18 protein-coding genes are annotated in these 18,228 nt (G+C 39.4%); 3 read left to right on the forward strand and 15 right to left on the reverse strand.

The features are described from left to right. Nucleotides 1-44: 44 nt before the first annotated feature. Entirely contained in the window at nucleotides 45-1,505 is a 1,461-nt protein-coding gene (locus LC455_RS23460) for a PAS domain-containing sensor histidine kinase (RefSeq protein ID WP_223594532.1), read from the reverse strand. Nucleotides 1,506-1,744: 239 nt separating this feature from the next. On the opposite strand from LC455_RS23460, the gene LC455_RS23465 reads away from it, so the two are divergent. Further along, nucleotides 1,745-3,001 (forward strand): ATP-binding protein, encoded by a 1,257-nt coding sequence (locus LC455_RS23465; RefSeq protein WP_223594533.1) that lies wholly within the window; start codon nucleotides 1,745-1,747, stop codon nucleotides 2,999-3,001. A 23-nt stretch (nucleotides 3,002-3,024) separates the two neighbouring features. Here the strand turns inward: LC455_RS23465 and LC455_RS23470 are convergent, their stop codons facing one another. The 4 genes from LC455_RS23470 to LC455_RS23485 are packed head-to-tail and all read right to left on the reverse strand — an operon-like array spanning nucleotide 3,025 to nucleotide 7,385. Then, complete coding sequence (locus tag LC455_RS23470; protein WP_440446420.1) at nucleotides 3,025-4,038, reverse strand: DUF418 domain-containing protein; 1,014 nt, start codon at nucleotides 4,036-4,038, stop codon at nucleotides 3,025-3,027. Beyond that, a complete protein-coding gene (locus LC455_RS23475) occupies nucleotides 4,035-4,589 on the reverse strand; it encodes a histidine phosphatase family protein (RefSeq protein ID WP_223594535.1) in 555 nt (184 codons plus the stop codon). Before LC455_RS23475 ends, LC455_RS23470 begins: the two co-directional genes overlap by 4 nt. Before the next feature lie 13 nt (nucleotides 4,590-4,602). Continuing rightward, a complete protein-coding gene (locus tag LC455_RS23480; protein ID WP_223594536.1) occupies nucleotides 4,603-5,271 on the reverse strand; it encodes a response regulator in 669 nt (222 codons plus the stop codon). Continuing rightward, a complete protein-coding gene (locus LC455_RS23485) occupies nucleotides 5,268-7,385 on the reverse strand; it encodes a GAF domain-containing sensor histidine kinase (RefSeq protein WP_223594538.1) in 2,118 nt (705 codons plus the stop codon). The genes LC455_RS23480 and LC455_RS23485 overlap by 4 nt, the downstream gene beginning before the upstream one ends. Before the next feature lie 186 nt (nucleotides 7,386-7,571). Between LC455_RS23485 and LC455_RS23490 the strand changes: the two genes are divergently transcribed. Next, nucleotides 7,572-8,147: a hypothetical protein gene (locus LC455_RS23490; protein ID WP_223594540.1), complete on the forward strand. Its 576-nt coding sequence runs from the start codon at nucleotides 7,572-7,574 to the stop codon at nucleotides 8,145-8,147. Nucleotides 8,148-8,177: 30 nt separating this feature from the next. On the opposite strand, the gene LC455_RS23495 is transcribed toward LC455_RS23490, so the two are convergent. The 6 genes from LC455_RS23495 to LC455_RS23520 all read right to left on the reverse strand — a co-directional run bounded on the left by LC455_RS23495 (nucleotide 8,178) and on the right by LC455_RS23520 (nucleotide 13,588). Continuing rightward, a complete protein-coding gene (locus tag LC455_RS23495; protein WP_223594541.1) occupies nucleotides 8,178-8,783 on the reverse strand; it encodes a methyltransferase in 606 nt (201 codons plus the stop codon). 178 nt (nucleotides 8,784-8,961) lie between these two features. Then, nucleotides 8,962-10,407, reverse strand: coding sequence for an HD-GYP domain-containing protein (locus LC455_RS23500; RefSeq protein WP_223594543.1), 1,446 nt, complete (start codon nucleotides 10,405-10,407; stop codon nucleotides 8,962-8,964). Between the two features lie 111 nt (nucleotides 10,408-10,518). Further along, a complete protein-coding gene (locus LC455_RS23505) occupies nucleotides 10,519-11,247 on the reverse strand; it encodes an amino acid ABC transporter ATP-binding protein (RefSeq protein WP_263297880.1) in 729 nt (242 codons plus the stop codon). After that, complete coding sequence (locus tag LC455_RS23510; protein WP_223594544.1) at nucleotides 11,244-11,888, reverse strand: amino acid ABC transporter permease; 645 nt, start codon at nucleotides 11,886-11,888, stop codon at nucleotides 11,244-11,246. The genes LC455_RS23505 and LC455_RS23510 overlap by 4 nt, the downstream gene beginning before the upstream one ends. 63 nt (nucleotides 11,889-11,951) lie before the next feature. After that, nucleotides 11,952-12,728 (reverse strand): transporter substrate-binding domain-containing protein, encoded by a 777-nt coding sequence (locus LC455_RS23515; RefSeq protein WP_223594545.1) that lies wholly within the window; start codon nucleotides 12,726-12,728, stop codon nucleotides 11,952-11,954. A gap of 278 nt (nucleotides 12,729-13,006) precedes the next feature. Next, on the reverse strand, nucleotides 13,007-13,588 hold the full coding sequence (locus LC455_RS23520) for a vWA domain-containing protein (protein ID WP_223594546.1): 582 nt from the start codon (nucleotides 13,586-13,588) through the stop codon (nucleotides 13,007-13,009). A 94-nt stretch (nucleotides 13,589-13,682) separates the two neighbouring features. Here LC455_RS23520 and LC455_RS23525 point away from each other — a divergent pair, with 94 nt between their 5' ends. Then, the gene (locus LC455_RS23525; protein WP_223594547.1) at nucleotides 13,683-14,183 is read left to right on the forward strand and encodes a hypothetical protein; all 501 of its coding nucleotides are present in this window, start codon (nucleotides 13,683-13,685) and stop codon (nucleotides 14,181-14,183) included. Between the two features lie 26 nt (nucleotides 14,184-14,209). Here LC455_RS23525 and LC455_RS23530 read toward each other — a convergent pair whose 3' ends face one another. The 4 genes from LC455_RS23530 to LC455_RS23545 form a co-directional block, all read right to left on the reverse strand. Further along, on the reverse strand, nucleotides 14,210-14,917 hold the full coding sequence (locus LC455_RS23530; protein ID WP_223594548.1) for a M48 family metallopeptidase: 708 nt from the start codon (nucleotides 14,915-14,917) through the stop codon (nucleotides 14,210-14,212). Between the two features lie 13 nt (nucleotides 14,918-14,930). Beyond that, nucleotides 14,931-15,428: a DUF1456 family protein gene (locus tag LC455_RS23535; RefSeq protein WP_223594549.1), complete on the reverse strand. Its 498-nt coding sequence runs from the start codon at nucleotides 15,426-15,428 to the stop codon at nucleotides 14,931-14,933. 113 nt (nucleotides 15,429-15,541) lie between these two features. After that, entirely contained in the window at nucleotides 15,542-15,937 is a 396-nt protein-coding gene (locus LC455_RS23540; RefSeq protein WP_223594551.1) for a VOC family protein, read from the reverse strand. Nucleotides 15,938-16,094: 157 nt separating this feature from the next. Further along, entirely contained in the window at nucleotides 16,095-18,167 is a 2,073-nt protein-coding gene (locus LC455_RS23545) for a sigma-70 family RNA polymerase sigma factor (RefSeq protein ID WP_223594557.1), read from the reverse strand. Between the last annotated feature and the right edge of the window lie 61 nt (nucleotides 18,168-18,228).

Below are 18,228 nucleotides of genomic sequence, written 5' to 3' on the forward strand. Positions count from 1 at the left end.
CCGCAGATGGACATTTGTCCAAGGGCGGTGCCTGACACCCTTTATTATATACACTCTAATTCTACTTTAACTATAGTGCCAACACCTGGGAGGCTTTCGATTTTCATTATACCGTTATGTTCCTGTATAATTTTGTTGCTGACGGTTAGACCAAGGCCGATTCCTTTATCCTTTGTGGTATAAAATGGAGTTCCTAGAAAACCCATGAGCTCTGTATCGATCCCTATACCTTCATCCCTAAAACTAACAAGTACCCTTTTGTCCTCCACTTTTTGGATACCAATATGTACATTTCCTCCGTTTGGCATCGACTCAATAGCATTCTTTAGGAAATTGACAAATACTTGCTTTAATTGGTGCGGACTGCAAAGTAACTCAATATCATCCAACGGATATGCTTTTTTGAATTGAACATTATGTAATAACGCTTGCGGGTGCAGAACATTAATCGTACTATCTAAAATCCCTATTAAATTTTCCTTTTCAAATTGAATGGCCTGCGGTTTTGCTAAGGACATAAACTCATTTACAATCATATCAATTCGGTCTAGTTCGTTCATAATAATAGATAAGTAGTTATCTTGCTTACCCTTCTCACTCGTACTTTTCAATAGTTTTGAAAAGCCCTTTAATGAGGTTAAAGGATTGCGAATTTCGTGTGCCACACCTGCAGCCAGCTGGCCAATGATTGATAGTCGGTCTAAATTACGAAGAGCATCGTCGTTTTTTACCCTGTCTGTTATGTTTCTTCCAACTGCCACAAATGAATCAATTTCTTTTTGCTCGTTATAAATTGGTGAAATATTAGTTTCCGAATAGATTACATCGTTATCAGCGGTTTTAATCCTAATTTGAAACAGCTGTGGTTCTCCAGTATCGATTAAGTTTTGAACTACGGTTTCAAAATATTCTTTATCCTCAGGAAAGATAATATCATAGACATTTCGACCAACTAATTGCTCTGGAGTATACCCAATCCCTTTCTCGTGAGATGGTGAAGCATATAGAATCTTTTTATCTTTTGTATAAACCTTGATCATATCAGAGGTGTTTTCAGTAATTAGTTCATATAGCTCCCGTGTTCTTTTTAATTCCCTTTCAGTATTCAGGTGCTCTGTTATATCACGGTAAATGGCCATTATCGCGATTATATCTCCATTTGAATTCCGAAAAGGTGAATAGGATACAGCGATATCAAGAACGGTTCCATCTTTATGGAAACGCTGAGTTACCGTATTATAATAAGCTTTACCTTGCTTGACGGCTTCTATTATTTCGATTACTATGTCAGGATTAGGGAATTCAGTAAATCTCTTCCCAATGATATCTTCCTCCGTATAACCAAATATTTTGGTATACATCCGGTTAATACGAATAAAACGATTATCCATATCGACTAAACAAATTCCATCGACTGTACAATCAAGAAAAAGATCGATTAACTCATCAGGATTATAGATGACAGAATCATTTGCTTCGCCAAATATCTGAAAACTCTTCGACATAGAGATCTCCCCAAACAATCAATTATTCTCACTCATCATATCCATTTTACAGAATTATACGATAAAGAAAAGAGAAATTTTTGAATGTGGTGTCAGGCACCACAAAAAGACATTTAACCAGTTTTGTCCACTGCAGGCGGACATTTTTTCATTTTTGTCTTCTATTAGGGAAATTTATTATTGTTACGGGAAAGGATAAGATTGGGAAATGTGTCTATTAATAACATGGAGGATATTTCTTGCTTAATTTAATCAAACCACTATTAGTGAACATCACGATTTTATTTTCTTTTACTTTTAATGCAAACCTGTTTTTTCCGTTTCAAACGAAGATTCCTCTTACCTTTAAGCAGCAAATCATTTATGGTTTTATCGGTTCGTTTGGTGCCCTTTTTTGTATGTTTTATCCTATTGAAACTTTAGGGGAAACCCATTTTGATTTAAGAATGTGTGCAATTATCATTCTCACTCTATATGGGGGATGGGTTCCAGGGAGCATAGTTCTTTTTTTTGCATGCATTTTTCGGTATATCATCGGAGGGAAATTCCATATCATTGGAATCATTGTAAATATTGCCTCCCTCGTAAGTGCCATTTTACTTAGAAGCATTTTTCTTAAAGCAAAGTCGAAAGTTTCCGCAGGGTCCCTGGTCATCCTTTGTTATTTTATTGTATATATCACGATTCTTTATTTTACCGTCCACTTATTAGACTTAGCTTTTTATCTTGTTTACTTTATTGCCTTTTATTTAACTACCGTTGCCTTAATTTATGTGATTGAACACTTGATAAAAATAAACAAGCAGTTCGAGGAGATGGTTTATCTCGACAAATTAACCATGATTGGACAATTGACGGCATCCATTGCACATGAAATTAGAAATCCGCTTTCAACAGTCAGAGGATTTATCCAATATTTAAGTACAGATACGAAGGATGAACAATTAAAAAAATTCTCCCCTTTAATTATGGAAGAATTGGACCGGACCAACAGCATTATTACAAATTATTTAAAACTGGCAAAGCCGGAACCCTTCCATCTAGCAATTATTTCCCTAAATGATGTCATAAGTGACTGTGTCCAATTAATGAGGCCTCTTGCTTCCTATTCAAATGTCATCCTTGACTATGAAAGTAATGAAAAATTTTATGTGCAAGGAGATGAACACCATTTAAAGCAAGCCCTCATGAATGTGATAAAAAATGGGATAGAGTCTATATCTAAAAAAGGTACCGTTCATATCAATTTAAATGCAGATCCTCTCAAAAACATGGTTGAGATTAGAATTAAGGACAACGGAAAGGGGATGACACCTGAACAGTTAAAGATGATCGGCCTCCCCTTTTACACAACGAAGTCAAAAGGCACTGGCCTAGGCAGTATGGTTACCAATAAAATCATCCGTGAACTGAATGGGTCAATAGAATATGGAAGTGAAGTCGATAAAGGGACTGTAGTCAAAATTGCTTTTCCATTACTGCAAGAAAAAAAATGAGGCGGTTTCTATTAAAAATGAAACTAGCCTCTTTCTTTTATTCGTATTGGGGGTACTTGAAGATATGTCACCATCCGCCAAATCCACTCGAGCGGGCCGAATCGAAAAAAACGGAGCCATAAAGTGCTGAAAATCAGCTGGATAATATAAATGGCCATACACAGAAAAAGGGACTGAACATAAGTGATTCGGTTAAATAAATTAAGGGCCTCCCCTGCTAGCAAAATTAGGGCTGTTTGCGAAACATAGTTCGTCAGCGCCATCCTACCATAGCTTTTTAAGGGAGAGAGAACCTTTCGCACAATTGGAATTTGCAATAACAAAATGAATACCCCAATATAAAAAGCTGAGACAATGGGACCGATTGTAATTCCAATATTGTAGAACCTTTGCACCTCGAGGTTATTTGGAGCCGTCATTACCGACAAATGCTGATACTGATAAATCAATCCCATTCCACTTAAGACAGCCATAATACTTGTAAAAATAACAATTCCTTTCAATCGATGAGCAATCCTTTCAAACACCTGAAACTGACCGGCAGCGATTCCTAATAGCATAAGTGGAACAACCATGAAGATTTTGTTCGAAAAAATGCTTAATACAATTAGCATGACGGTTCCGAACACAAGGTTAACGATTTTATTAGCTTTATAAAAAGGTAAAATAAAAAGGCCGCAAATAGCATAAATGGATAAAGCTTCCCCCTGTTGAAACTGGACATGGATTAAGCCAAAAATAAACAATGCGAGGATCCTTCGCATAAACAATACATAGCCATTTTTTCCTTTCGCATTGGCCCTGCTAATAAAAAGATAAAATCCAACTCCAAACAAAAAAGTAAAGATGGTGTAAAAACGGCCCTCCACAAACAAATAGAGAAGTCTCCAATACGAGACATCCAGTGAAGTAGGTTCCGGCGGCGTTACCGAAAGCAAAGGAATAATATTGACGAGGATAATACCCATAAGGGCAAAGCCTCGCAAATAATCAAGCGTATCAATCCGATTACTTATATCCATCGCATTTCTCCCTATACGGTATCTGACACCCATAATCGTTCAACTTTCACTTCATTATTGTCCAAAAACTGCAAAAGAAACACGTCTGGGTTACTTAAATTCCGCCAATCCTCAAACCCAAAATCGGGCTGGAATTTCTTTAGAAGTAACGCCATTAAATTCCCATGTGTCACAATAAGAGTATTTTCCACATCACTTTGCCTAATTTCCTCAACCACGCTTGTCACACGGTTCATTGCATCCCTGCTTGATTCTCCGTCATCAAATTTTAAATCTAGGTCATCAAAGGCCTCCCTAAGTTTTTCAAGCCAATCAGGTAAATTTCGGGTGCTCAATATCTTTTCAGATAACCGATCATCGAGTTCAAGTTTCTTATCTTTCCGCTCTGCCACAGGCTGTATCGATTCAATGGCCCGAACAAATGGGCTCGATATGATTCGGTCAATATCCATATTTGAAAGGAATCCCGCTAATGTCTCTGCCTGTTGCACCCCTTTTGCCGTTAAACGTGCTTCCCGTTGTTGTCCCTTTGCCTCACAATGCCTAATTACATAAATACTTTTCATTCCCTATTCACCCCTAAAACTCATCACCCCCATCTTGAGAGTCCACTGATTTCATTGATACATTGTAGAGCCTCTTTGCTTCGTGCCGATCCGCCACTTGTAGTTTGTTGAGGATGTTGGAAATATGATTTGCCACGGTTTTTGTGCTTAAATGCAGCCGCGCAGCAATATGGGTGTTGGTATGGCCCTGTGCAATCTGCTCTAGTACCTCGATCTCCCTTCCGGTTAACTCGCTAAGCGCGGGATTCAAAACCTCTTTTTTCTCCGGCATAGAAAAATAGTTCATCATCCGCTCCGCAATATCTGCACTAAATACGGCACCGCCATTTCCCACCATCCGAATCGCCTGCATGAGCTCCATTTCGCCCGCATCCTTTAAACAATAGCCCCTGGCCCCCATCTTCATTGCCGTGAATACCGACTTATCATTCTTCAGCATTGTGACAATTAATATTTTCATATCTGGCAGTTTTTCTTTAATGACCCGCGTCGCCTCGATCCCGTTTAAACCGGGCATGCGAATATCCATGACTATCACATCAGGCTTAAGCTTCAAAGCCATTTCGACTGCCTCATCACCAGTCGCTGCCTCTCCAATCACTACCAAATCTTCTGTTGTTTGAATAAGATTCCGGACCCCGCTGCGAAATAATGGGTGATCATCCGCCAATAAAATTTTCACGTTATTTCCTCCCCTTGTAAAAATGGAAGCAGGGCTTTAACCCGCGTCCCGCCTGTATCTATTTTTTCAATAGAACAATGACCCCCGAGCTCGGAAGTCCGCTCCCAAATCGATTTCAATCCGATCCCGCCGCTGCCCGACGGTTTAATGTGGGAAGGGAGTCCAATCCCATCATCGATTACTGCAATCTCCAAGTCTTTTTCTGAAATCACTCTAATCAACACTGAGCATCTGGCTGCCCTGGCATGCTTAACCACATTGACCAAAGCTTCTGTAATGATTCGGTAAGCTGCAACCTCAACAGCAGCCGGCAACAAAGGCATTTGGTCAGGGACACTGAAACTCACCATCAATGGAACCGACGATTTTTTCATTTCATCGATTCTAGCTTGAATGGAACCAATTAAACCAAATTCATCTAAAGTCGGGGGCCGTAAATCGTGAACCATTGTGCGGATTTCAGTTACAGTCGTCCTTATAACATTTCTTAGATCGCCCAGTAATTCTAGAGTTTTATCTGGATTCTTTTTCACATACTGCTCAGCCGCTGCCACATTAAAGGATAAAGAAAGTAGTTTCGGGGCAAGGTCGTCATGCAGATTTCTCCTTATTTGCAAACGCTCTTCCTCACGTGCAAGCACCAATCTTTCTCGGGATACCTGTAAATCAGACGCAAGTGTCTGCATTCCCCACGTCATTTTTACGGTTTGAAGTATTGGTCCAGTCTGTCGAAGCATGACATCCAACAGCCTTAAATCCTCTGCCGTGAAGACTTCTTTATGCGAGCGGCTGGAAACTGTCAGAATCCCCAATTCCTCACCCCCATGAACAATAAAAAAATAATGTTCATCATGGATGGTGCCACCCGAGGAGGCAGCCAATTTTTCTTCGCCGTTCATCCGAATAGAAATGCCGACAAAAGGGAGCCTTAGAGCACCTTTGACTGTCTCCGCTACTACTTGAAGAACCTCTTCCGGTGCTAGCGGTTGACTGAGTTGATCGCCTAATTCCTTGAGGACTGAATAAGGATCATCATGTCTTCCTTTCATCAGCCGATTCAAAATCCGCTGCAGCCGATCTTTTAAGGGAGAAAAAAGAACTGCAACAACCGCTGTAGAAATAAGCGAAATGATAAAACTTCCTTCTGTTTTAAACAAACTGCTTAAATACATGACTAAGCCGGTGTATAGGAGAATAATAGATAAGGACAATACCCCGTATAAAATAGTGCGGTTTACAAGTGGATCGATATCCCACAAACGGCGCCTTAAGATTGCCAGCCCCAAGGTTAACGGAATAATCGCCACAACCGCATACAACAAAGCGCTTAAATAAATATAGGAAACAGGGTTTTCAGCAGACATGGGGTAAACAAAAAAACCACTGAGAATAATTGATCCAATGAAAGAAATGGCTACCCCGTAAACGACCCATTTGGTTTGCTGCTGCTCTACTGACCCCGATACTCTTCGATAGCGAAAAATCTGCGAAAAAATCGTGACACTAATCATAAGCAAATAGTAAAGAAGTCTCGCTGTATCCGGCCACTTCAACAGCTCAAATCTCGAACCTGGCATTAGTAAACTTATAAATTGGATGACGCAAAACGGGACAAACACAAAGAGAGTCCAGCGCGGGACAAGCCTGCCATTTGGAAACAGCAGCAAAAAGAGAAATAAGGACATTCTTCCGATTGCCGCAATTGTCTCAGGAGCCCAAGCCATAACGCCCCCCTCTGACCCTATATAAACGAGTGAAGTGAACGTCGTCCCATAGGCCACAAAGGCAATAACGGCGAGAAGCCCCATCCCATCACGCTTATTTTTTAAAAAAATAATCAAAGCGGCAAGGTAAAAAAGTAAGGCTAAAGTACTTTCTATGATGACAAACCATAAGGAGTAGGTGTCCGGTGTTAAGTGATAGACTGCTAACTTCTTTAACGTTGTCGGCGGCGCAGGTGCCAGCGAACTGCATGTGTCTAATACACACTCCGAACGAAGTATTTCGTAATAATGGGGAATGTTATTTAGAAAAAAAACAATCGTTAAAACGCTAAACAGGAAAACGAATGATTGCAAGAGCCGTAATTTAAGATCCTTCCTTTTTCGCACCATTCTTCTACCTTCCCCTTTTAACATATAGGAAAATTATAGCAACTGCTGACCCTAATTGTATAGGTTGTATCCCGATTATACCTATAAAAGTTCCCGATGCTTTTAGGTATAGACTCCTCTCGAAAATAGGAATAGCCGCTTGATAAGATTAACTTGTAAATAAGGAACAAAAGGGAGCTGGGAAAAATGGCGTTAGAAAAAGTAGTTAAGTGGCTAGGATTGATTTGTATTTTGGCAGGAATCGCAAGAATAGGGATGACACCGGCAGGACTGATTTTTGGCGGGGACAGTAAACACGAAATAACCTTTGCCTTAATAGCTAGTTTATTAATGGGGATTAGTTCAATTAATCTATTTTTATCACAATCACGGCAAACAGGAGTTTTGGGTTTTATTGCGGCCATCCTTCTTTCAGTCGGCAATATCATATTAGCAAGCGGCTTTTATGGCTTCTTCGCCTATGGACATTTACCGAAACCAGGAACGTTCGTTAATATCGCGGAATCGCTCACCTATCCTGGACTATTACTTGGCACACTCCTCCTAATGATTGTCACCTTCCGTGCCAAAGTCTTTCCGCGCTGGTATATCGTGATTTTTGCTTTAATGCTGCTGTCGTTAGGAATACCGTTCCTCGGCGACTGGTTTGCCTTCTTTTGGGGACTAACTTACGTTGCGATGGGCTATACCATTTTTACAGGAAAGTACAAAAGCATAACTTCACAGACAGACAAAACAACATCTAATTTAAGTGCTAATTAATGCCAAAAGCCCCCATTCCAAAGGGGCTTTTTAATATTCCAATCGATAGATTAAAAATCTCTCATTTGGATTATGTTCATAAACATGAGGCAATTTGATTTCCATGATCATTTCAAAGGCCGTTTGGTTTTCTAAAAAATAAATATAATCTTCCGATGGATAATATAAAACCAAATCGATACCCCGTTCTTTCTCTTCTACTGACCGCAATATATTATTAACAATCGTTCTAAAAACTTGAATCGAAAACGGATTAAAAAAATAAAATCGGTTTTCCAGCGGCCCAATCTGATACTCTTCTGCCAGGCAGCAAACAAAGTGAATATGCTCCGAACCTTTATGTTTTTTTCCATAACTTTTTCTATTTCCTACTGCTTCTTTAAAAAGAAGTTCGTTCATTTCCACCCCGACAACCGAAGAATGGAAAAAATAATGAATAAAAAAATTCAATCTGCCTTTCCCGCAGCCAAAGTCAACAATATGGTCACAGCTTTCCAATTCATATAGACGAAACAGCTCTTCGAGTGCACTATAGGGGGTCGGCTCATACCGATGATAATGTAACGATTTATGGACGTCCTTTTGGTATCCTCCCGTTTTTATGTTTAGCAGCTTATCGTAATAATGTTCTTTCATAATAAACGCTCACCTATTTTTAATTTGTAAGGCCTTCGCCACTGTAATAAAAAAAATAAAGTGTGGTTCGTTTTCACCTTACTCCTATGTTGTACATATTTCAATGAATTAGCAATACTGCCCCTTCCCAAAGAAAAAACGGCATGATTCCTATTGTTCGGAGTCATGCCGTTTTTATTTATAATGAAGAAATCTGGCGGATAGCCAATTCATCCTTGATTACCTGCGCTGGATATTGATAAACAGATGGACTTCGCAAACAAAGCTTTTCCCAGGCTTCTACACAAATCGGATCAAAATGGGTGCCCTTGTTTTCGATTAAAAATTTTATCGCTTCCGAATGCGGCCACGCTTTACGGTAAGAACGTTCTGACGTGAGAGCATCATAAACATCAGCAACAGCCATAATCCTAGCAAACAAGGGGATGTCTTCGCCTTTTAATTGGTCTGGATAACCGCTGCCATCCCATTTTTCATGGTGGGAGCGGATAACTCCCAGCTCCTCCATCATAAAGCCAAGTTCCCTGCAAATCTCGTAGCCATCTACAGGGTGCTTTTCGATAATAGCTCTTTCGTCCGGCTCTAGCTTCCCAGGTTTATTTAAAATCGCATCGGGGACACTAATTTTTCCGACATCATGAACAAGCCCCCCCTGTACAACCGTGCGCAGCTGTTCCGGTTTCAATCCAAGTTCTTCTGCAAGCTGTAACGCATACAAGGTAACCCTGAAGGTATGGCCTACTGTATAAAGATCCTTTTTTTCAGTCGCATTCACTAAGGCTTTGACACTTTGTCCAATACTGTTCATCACTCGTTCGAAAGGGTCGGTTGTATAGAGGGAGCGAATCGATTCCGCCAGAGTCCCCTTCACACCATACTGTTTGATGAGTCCGGTAATCATAACAATCATCGAAGCGAGTAATAAGAAATGATAAATCCACCAGCTTAGGTTCCATTCCGTCCCTCTTACCATAATAAGCTGCGAGGCCATGAACCAGCCGGAACTATATACAATCGATAATTGTAACGGAAATCGTGTAAATAAATAGGATTGATAATAGCGATAAGCTGCCGCGCCGTTTAATAACAGAATGACAATCGTCAAAATCATATTTAACGGCATTACATGTAATGGAATAGCATGAGTAAGATGAGGATTCAGGAACCCAATGATCGAAAAGACGACTAAAACTGGCGTCCATAATGGAAGCAGCCATCGCTGCCGTTTTGCTAAAAAAGTTACTAGAGGGTTGTCCGAAGGCAGTGAGGACAACCATATCCAAACCGTTGCTAATAACACGCTTAATTGGGCTGCAATGGCTGGCAAATGGTAGGCATCGAGAAAGAAATCCGGAGTTGCCAGTCCATGAATCGAAAACATAACCCCAAGAGAGAAGAAAGAAAGTGACAGAAAACTAACTTTTATATTGCGAATTCTCACACCAGCAATCCCAACAGCAATTGAGATAATACTTGCCATAAGGGATACGAAACTGACGATATAAAAATGCCCCCTCGGCACCCGGAAAAATTCATCCTTTAGTATGCCTTGATGAAAAGCCTCAAATAATATGTAGGGAAATGACGCTGCAATCAACGGCCACAGAAAGCTGTAAGACTTCATAACCATCCTCCAAAAACGAATAGATATTCAATCATATGCTAAAGCACTCTAATTAAAACTAAAACCCAGTCAAATGACTGGGTTTTTTTGAAAATATTCAATTATTCAACCTTAAAGCACCTTACTTAAAAATGCCTTGGTACGCTCATGCTGAGGGTTACTAAATAGTTCATTTGGTATATTTTCTTCTACAATATATCCCCCATCCATGAAAATAACTCGATCGCCAACCTCTCTGGCAAAGCCCATCTCATGGGTAACAACCACCATGGTCATTCCTTCTTTTGCGAGCTGTTTCATGACCTCCAAAACATCTCCAACCATTTCTGGGTCTAGTGCAGAGGTTGGTTCATCAAATAGCATGATTTTCGGATTCATAGCAAGTGCTCTTGCGATAGCAACACGTTGTTTTTGTCCCCCGGAAAGTTCTCCCGGATAGCTGTTGGCCTTTTCACGCAGGCCAACCTTACTTAATAACTCAAGGGCTATTTTTTCCGCTTCTGCTTTCACTGTGCCGAGGATTTTAATTGGACCCATCGTGATATTTTCTAACACCGATTTATGCGGGAAAAGATTGAACTGCTGGAAAACCATCCCAACCTCTTGCCTAACTTTATTAATATTGATTTTCGAATCGGTGATATCATGTCCGTTAATAACCACCTCGCCGCCTGAAATCTCTTCAAGGCGATTTAAACAGCGGAGGAAGGTACTTTTCCCCGAACCGGAAGGGCCGATTACACAAACTACCTCTTTTTCTTGGACTGTGGCATTAATATCTTTTAAAACCTCTACTTTTCCAAACGATTTTCTTAAGTTTTTAACAGTGATAATACTCATCGAAGCTGAATCCTCCTTTCGATGAAATTAGCAAGAATGGTTAATAAATAGATAATAATAAAGTAAATCACACCGACTGCCAGCCAAATTTTAAACGCTTCAAAGGTAGCCGATGCCTGAATTTGTCCTTGCTGTGTTAAATCGGCTATGCCGATAACAGATAAAAGAGACGTATCCTTTAAGCTAATAATAGACTGGTTCGTAATGGTAGGAAGCATTCTTCTAAAAGCCTGAGGAAGCACGACATACCGCATGGTTTGGGATGCCGTGAAACCAATCGATCTTGCGGCTTCCGTTTGCCCCTTATCAATTGACTGAATTCCAGCGCGAATGATCTCAGCAAAATAAGCCCCTGCATTGATAGCAACCGTGATAATCCCTGCTGTTGTACTATTCAATGACACTATATGAAGGGAATTGACACCGAAATAAATAAAGAACAATTGAACAATAAATGGCGTTCCGCGAATCGCATCAACATATATCTTTGCAATCCAGTTCAAAATCTTTATTGGGGCTAATCGTAATAAGGCTACGACCAAACCAATTAAAAAACCTAGAATAATAGCTATGACAAATATATAGAGGGTTACTTGAAGCCCTTTTAATAACATAGGCAATGCTGCTGAAATTATATCCATCCTTATCATCCCCTTTCAAAAAGAAAGCGCGCAGGTTCGCGCGCATTAAGTTTGGCTTATCTATTATTCACCAAGGTAAGTTTTAATGATTTTATCGTAAGTTCCATCCTTTTTTAGCTCAGCAAGACCTTTATCAATTTTTTTCAAAAGATCTTGGTTTTGACCTTTTAATACGGCAATTCCATATTGGTCTCCATTTAAGCGGTCACCAACGATTTTTAAGCCAAGGTCTTTTTGGGCAATAGCATAAGAGATTACTGGATAATCTTCAATAAGTGCATCAGCATTTCCGTTTGATACTTCTTGGAACATTGCCGGGCTGTCGTTAAATTGAACAACATTGATTCCTAGCTTAGCTGCATTATCCTGTGCATATTTCGCACCAGTTGTTCCTTTTTTAACTGCAACAGTTTTGCCTTTTAGGTCATCAACAGATTTAATAGTTGAATTATCTTCTTTTACAATTACTGTCAGTCCTGCATCAAAATACGGTGTTGAGAAATCAACTACTTTCTTTCTTTCATCCGTAATACTCATACCAGCAATAGCAACATCCAATTGATTCGCTTGCATAGCTGGAATAATTCCGCCAAAATCCATTGGGGAAAGTTCAATTTTAAAGCCTTGGTTTTTCGCAATCGCATTGATTAAATCAATATCAATTCCTTTATATTCGTTACCTTCTTTAAATTCAAACGGAGGATAGGTCGTATCGACACCAACTTTATATACTTTGCTGCTGCCTTTTTCTTCTTTCCCACCTGCTGTATCACTGCTTCCACAAGCAGCAATAAAGATTGATAGAATCAGAAACAAGCTTAATAAACCCAATTTCTTCATTTAATTCACCCCTATATTTTTTGATAATTCTTTTTAGCAGAATATATTGAAATTCCATTACTAATATAGCATAGTTATTAATCATTTAAAAAGTATAAATTATTGGAATATAAATTCTCTTTAGTGAATAAATATAACAAGGGCATGCCGCACCATTGTCGCTGCTATATTTTAAGAGGTTTTAAAAATATTGATTTGAATACAAAATAAATTTTGAATAATATTGTTAAATTAAAAGCCCTACTACTTTTTATGTAATAGGGCATTTGTTTACTTTTTCATTGTCTCATTTCAGATACTGCTTTACATACCACATCGTACATTACTTCGACACCTTTTTCTGAGGCCTCAAAGCTAAAAGCATTTTCCAGGTCAATTCCAAGACTTTCCGCCTCTTTCTCCGCGTCAATGTTGGCACCAAGGAAAATGAACTCCCAGTTATATTTCTCCTGTTGGTGCTGGATTAACTCTTTCACTTTTTTATAGGTGTATTCGCGGCTGGCATTTTCCATCCCGTCAGTTGTGATGACAAAAATGACTTGACCAGGTCTTTTATCCTCGCTTGTGCTGGATAATCGATACCCTACATCCAAAATTGTCTTCCCAACTGCATCCAGCAGTGCGGTACAGCCTCTAACATAATATTCCTTATCCGTTAATCTGGCGTTTTGGGCTTCAATGCCATTCCATAAAATTTCATACTGATCATCGAAAAGCACAGTCGTCACGATGGTTTCGCTTGCCAATTGTCTCTGTTTTTCAATAAAAGCATTAAACCCGCCAATCGTATCACTTTCAAGACCACTCATCGACCCGCTTCGATCCAACAGGAAAATAATCTCTGTTAAATTCTTGTTCATTTCTATCATCCTTTCCATTTGTTTATACTATAATATTATTTGAGTTCATCCATTATTTGGTCGCTTCACAGGCGACATTTTTGGAGGGGAAGTTATGCTAGATAAGAAGCTTTTAATAGAATTGCAGGAATATGTTGTAGCTCACTTAAACATATTGATTTTTAAAACGGAAAGTCATATAGAAGGAATTATTTTTTCTGAGGATCTACAAAATAGCGAGATTGAAGATTTTATTAAAATTAAGCGTAAGCCAACCTTTAATCAGACATTGTTCACCCTTATTGATAAAAAAGGAGCTAGTGACTCTGAAGTCTATAAAAAGGCAGGAATTGACCGCAGGCATTTCTCCAAAATTCGCTCGAACCCCGAATATCGGCCAGGGAAAAATACCACGATCGCTTTGGCGCTGGCTCTTGAACTAAATAAAAAAGAAACCGATAAACTGTTAAGTTCAGCCGGTTTCTCTTTGTCTGACAGTGAAACATTTGATTTAGTCATTCAATTTTGCCTCGAGAAAAAAATATTTAATATCCATACTGTTAATCAGGCCTTGGACTACTTCAGTTTGAAACCGTTAGCCGGAGTGGCAGATTGAAGGGGTATGGCCCTTATCCCTGTCTCCTAAACCGTCATTTTCCAGTTTGATAAAGTCAGCCAGTTTTCTTGTTCCTTGTAATCAGGCATGATCTTTCCAACAAGGCGCCAGAAGGAGCGGTCGTGATTCAGATGGACCATGTGACACATTTCGTGCACGACCACATAGTCGATTACCTTCTGAGGTGCCATTGCCAGCCTCCAATTAAAGGTTAACTGCTGCCTTGAATCACAGGTTCCCCAAGTGGTTTTACTATCCGTGATACGAATAGAGCGAGGTTTTGTTTTGAAGTGGCTTTGATAAAAAAAGATACTCTTCTCTACCAAGGCCTTGCACTGCTGATAATAGAAGCGCCTCAATGCGTGTTTTATTTTCTCATCTTCTAGCTGCTTCACATATATATGTAACTCTTCACCCTCAAACACCACATAGTCTTCATTAATATTTTTCTCTTGAAAAATCTGTATTGGATAGGTGTTTCCTAAATAAAGAAAGCTCTCCCCAGGCTCATAGATCTTTTGCTGCGGCCCTTGCAGCCTATCCTTCATTTCTTTTAATTTTTGCTGAATGAGATCCCAATTATCCTCTAATAACTGAAGCACCCTTTCATCAGGCGTCCCTTTTGGAGCCTGGACTTCCACATTTCCATAACTATCTATCATAATACCTATAGAGGTTCGGTTTTTGTACTTTATCTCAAAACGTATCGTCTTACCAGCGTAAGTATGTATCATAACTTTAATGCCTTTATCCCCTGTATTTGATAGCTAGACCCTTTAAGAAATTCCTAGCGAATTTATCACCGCACTCTTTATAATTCTTATGTCCTTCTTTTCTTAATAAAGCGCCGAGTTCTCCTTTTGACACTGTGATTCCTGCTTTTTCAAATATATCCAGCATTTCCTCAGTAGTTAACGATAGAGCTATCTTTACTTTCTTTAACAGGAGATTATTAACGTTTACGCTCTTTGGCGACACCGGTAAAGGTGTTTCAGGCTGTCCTGGTTTGGGTTCTTGTTTTCCTCTTTTAAAAATAATAAAGCCATTTAAAAAGGAATCGAACATACTGTTATTACATTTGATTTGATCGTCGTTTTCCGGTTCATCATCATCTGATTTTGTAAGAATCTTTATCACTTCTGGCACTGTTACTTCCACGCCGCCAAGCTTAAATATTTCAGCCATTTCTTTATTTTTCAATTCAAGTGCATATCTTAGGCGAATTAATATATCGTTATTATCCACAATAGACCTCCGATTTTAAAATAGTGCCTGTCACCAAGGCAACAGGCACTATTATATCAAGCTATCTTGGTGCAATCCAGCAAATGAAAAGGATCAATGCCTATGAAGAAACCCTATTTCGCATTCACATCCGGCTGATGAATCCCAAATACATTTCCCTCGGTATCAATATAGTATCCTTGCCACGCCATTCCAGGCAGGGCATATTTAGGCATTGCGACCTTACCGCCGTTCTCCAGAATTTTAGATTCCGTTACATCGTAGTTTTCCACACCCATTGTACAAGCATAACCATTTAGCGCCTGGTTTGGTTCTGGCGGAGCACTTTGGCGCTGCATTAATGCACCATTGATTCCAAGTTGATTTTCATCGCCGGTCACGGCTCCAAAGTAAGGCATACCCGCATAATCACTCCAATCTTGGAATGTCCAGCCGAATACCTCACCGTAAAACTTCTTAGCCCGTTCCATGTCACTCACATGGACTTCGAAATGTACTAATCTCCCCATAATTGCCTCCCATTTTTAATAAAAAATTCTCTTAAATCATTCAATGCCCGCTTTCAATTTCCTCTCTATTATCGTGAAAAATTTGTAAAAATATTCAATTTTATTAAAACTTAAATATGAAAGGCAGTTCCCTCATCTGAGGGCAAACTGCCTAATGTTATTTCAACGAAATCTTCACAACATCATCCAAATATTTCGTCGTATTATATCCATAAATCTCCAGCCTTTTAGGAATCACTTTTTCTCCAGTATTGTTACCCCGTAACTCCATGCTTTGAACGGTTAAGAAATAGCGAGGCTGCTCGATTTTATCGTATGGGACAATCGCATCGTTACCATATTCCACCCCGTTTTTATCAACTAGTACTCCTTCAGAATTCATCTCCATGGAACTAGGCTCATTTTCATCCTCACCCACAATATTGAAGTTAAGTGCCTCATACGCTCGATTCTTAGTTTCATGATTGCTTATGACAATAATGGCAGGCTGTCCAACTTCCAGCTTGTCGATGGAGATTGTACTGCCCGCATATTTAAAGGTTTGAGGATATTTCTTAGAAGCATCCAGTTCGATGGTTTTTGGATCTTCAAACGTTAAATTTACAGATTCAAATTGAACGGTAACATCTTTAGGTTTTTCTCCAATAAAAGGGTCAAAGTGTGTTTTAAGAGTAGTCCAATTCATGTCTTGCTGTGAATCCATAAACGAGCCGCCATACATATCTGCTTTCACTTTTTTATTATTCACTTCTAGATTGTCAAAATTAAGAACCTCAATCCGCTTCCCTGGCTGTTCATTACTAATAGCATATTGCAGAATCGTCGCTGTTGGAGCAATGATTAGTTTATCAAATCGAACCGGGATCCCCACGACTTCTGTTTCTTGATTCAATGCATATTCGATTGAAGGCTTTTTTGTTACGGGGATCTCAAAGTTCCACTCTCCTGTTTTATCTTCCATGTTCTCGTAAGCCCTCAAACCATTCCGGTCAGAAGAATCGCGACTCAATTTCTGAAGCTTTGTAATCTTAAGTTTGATGGTCCCATTATCCAATTTGAGTGGCAGCAGACCAATTTTTCCTTGATACACATTCTTTTCTTTATTATTTTCTTCCGATTTAAGGTCAGGAGGATAATACCTTGGATATGTTTCATGAATCATGATTTCATGTTCGTTCTCCACAGAAACACCCTCTTGAGACTCTATCACATATTGATTATCTTCACCTGTATCTTCTATTTCATAAAAAACAACCGTTTGAACATCATCAGCAATCGCAGTCTTGATTTTAATTTTCACTCCATCGCTTTCCGCTTCCAGGTTCAGCCTTTCACCCAGGTCCTGTTGCAGAAAGGCACGCAACTCTTGATCTTCTTCAGTCCAAGTATAGTAGACGTTGGTAAATACCCCAGTAAAAACCTCTATACCTATTAATATTGCGAAAACACTTGCAAGAACGATGCCCATTCTTTTACGTTTCTTGTTCTTCTGTTGTCTGAGCCCTTCTTTTTCTCCCAGCCTAGCTTTGACGTTATCTATGAGATTAGATGGAACAGGTAAATCCTCCAACCTTTCATAAAGTGTCGACATGGTTAACATGACATCCTGAAAGGCAGCCAAATCCTCCTGACAATCTTGACAATGAAAAATATGTATCTCTAAATCAATCTTTTTTGACCGATCCAGGGTTCTTTCTAAGTAATCAATGTAATCCTTATGATACTCCCTACAGCCATTAAAGGGTGTTCCATACCCCATTTCTTTTCTAAGTGACTGGATTCCGGAAAACAAAAGCTCTTTCAGCTTTTCCACTGAAACTTGGAGAAGAAGTGCCGCTTCTTCTTGAGGGATTCCCTTTACATATGTAAGGAAAACCGCTTCTCTCTCGGACACTTTCAATTGATCAAGTGCTTTAAATAAATCCTGACGCGGTTCACTTTCCTCTGAAGCTTGTAAACTTCTATTATCAGAAAGCTCCCTGCAGGCATGAATGAAAATGGATGTAACCCATGTTTCGAATGATGTTTCCCGTTTAAATCGCGGCAGCTCCTTGTGGACTTTTATAATGGACCGGTAAAAAAGCTCTTCCATTTCCTGCTGATTTCTAAGATAGGACCAACCCAGGGTATAGAACGAATGTTTATGCTGATCGAACCAATCGAGGATGGATTCCACACCTTTTTCTCTTATCGGAGTGATTGAAATGGGATCTGTTTTTGCTGGGATCATAAATGTGTTCCCCCCTTTAAAATTCTCTTTAAAAACAAGAGCATGACTCAATTTTTCCAAT

Source organism: Neobacillus bataviensis, assembly GCF_019969725.1.

Excerpts from the sequence above, each read along its gene's own strand:
- LC455_RS23460 (WP_223594532.1), bottom strand. The coding sequence starts at position 1,505 with ATGTCGAAGAGTTTTCAGATATTTGGCGAAGCAAATGATTCTGTCATC.
- LC455_RS23475 (WP_223594535.1), bottom strand. The coding sequence starts at position 4,589 with ATGAAAAGTATTTATGTAATTAGGCATTGTGAGGCAAAGGGACAACAA.
- LC455_RS23485 (WP_223594538.1), bottom strand. The coding sequence starts at position 7,385 with ATGGTGCGAAAAAGGAAGGATCTTAAATTACGGCTCTTGCAATCATTC.
- LC455_RS23490 (WP_223594540.1), top strand. The coding sequence starts at position 7,572 with ATGGCGTTAGAAAAAGTAGTTAAGTGGCTAGGATTGATTTGTATTTTG.
- LC455_RS23495 (WP_223594541.1), bottom strand. The coding sequence starts at position 8,783 with ATGAAAGAACATTATTACGATAAGCTGCTAAACATAAAAACGGGAGGA.
- LC455_RS23500 (WP_223594543.1), bottom strand. The coding sequence starts at position 10,407 with ATGAAGTCTTACAGCTTTCTGTGGCCGTTGATTGCAGCGTCATTTCCC.
- LC455_RS23505 (WP_263297880.1), bottom strand. The coding sequence starts at position 11,247 with ATGAGTATTATCACTGTTAAAAACTTAAGAAAATCGTTTGGAAAAGTA.
- LC455_RS23510 (WP_223594544.1), bottom strand. The coding sequence starts at position 11,888 with ATGGATATAATTTCAGCAGCATTGCCTATGTTATTAAAAGGGCTTCAA.
- LC455_RS23515 (WP_223594545.1), bottom strand. The coding sequence starts at position 12,728 with ATGAAGAAATTGGGTTTATTAAGCTTGTTTCTGATTCTATCAATCTTT.
- LC455_RS23520 (WP_223594546.1), bottom strand. The coding sequence starts at position 13,588 with ATGAACAAGAATTTAACAGAGATTATTTTCCTGTTGGATCGAAGCGGG.
- LC455_RS23525 (WP_223594547.1), top strand. The coding sequence starts at position 13,683 with ATGCTAGATAAGAAGCTTTTAATAGAATTGCAGGAATATGTTGTAGCT.
- LC455_RS23530 (WP_223594548.1), bottom strand. The coding sequence starts at position 14,917 with ATGATACATACTTACGCTGGTAAGACGATACGTTTTGAGATAAAGTAC.
- LC455_RS23540 (WP_223594551.1), bottom strand. The coding sequence starts at position 15,937 with ATGGGGAGATTAGTACATTTCGAAGTCCATGTGAGTGACATGGAACGG.
- LC455_RS23545 (WP_223594557.1), bottom strand. The coding sequence starts at position 18,167 with ATGATCCCAGCAAAAACAGATCCCATTTCAATCACTCCGATAAGAGAA.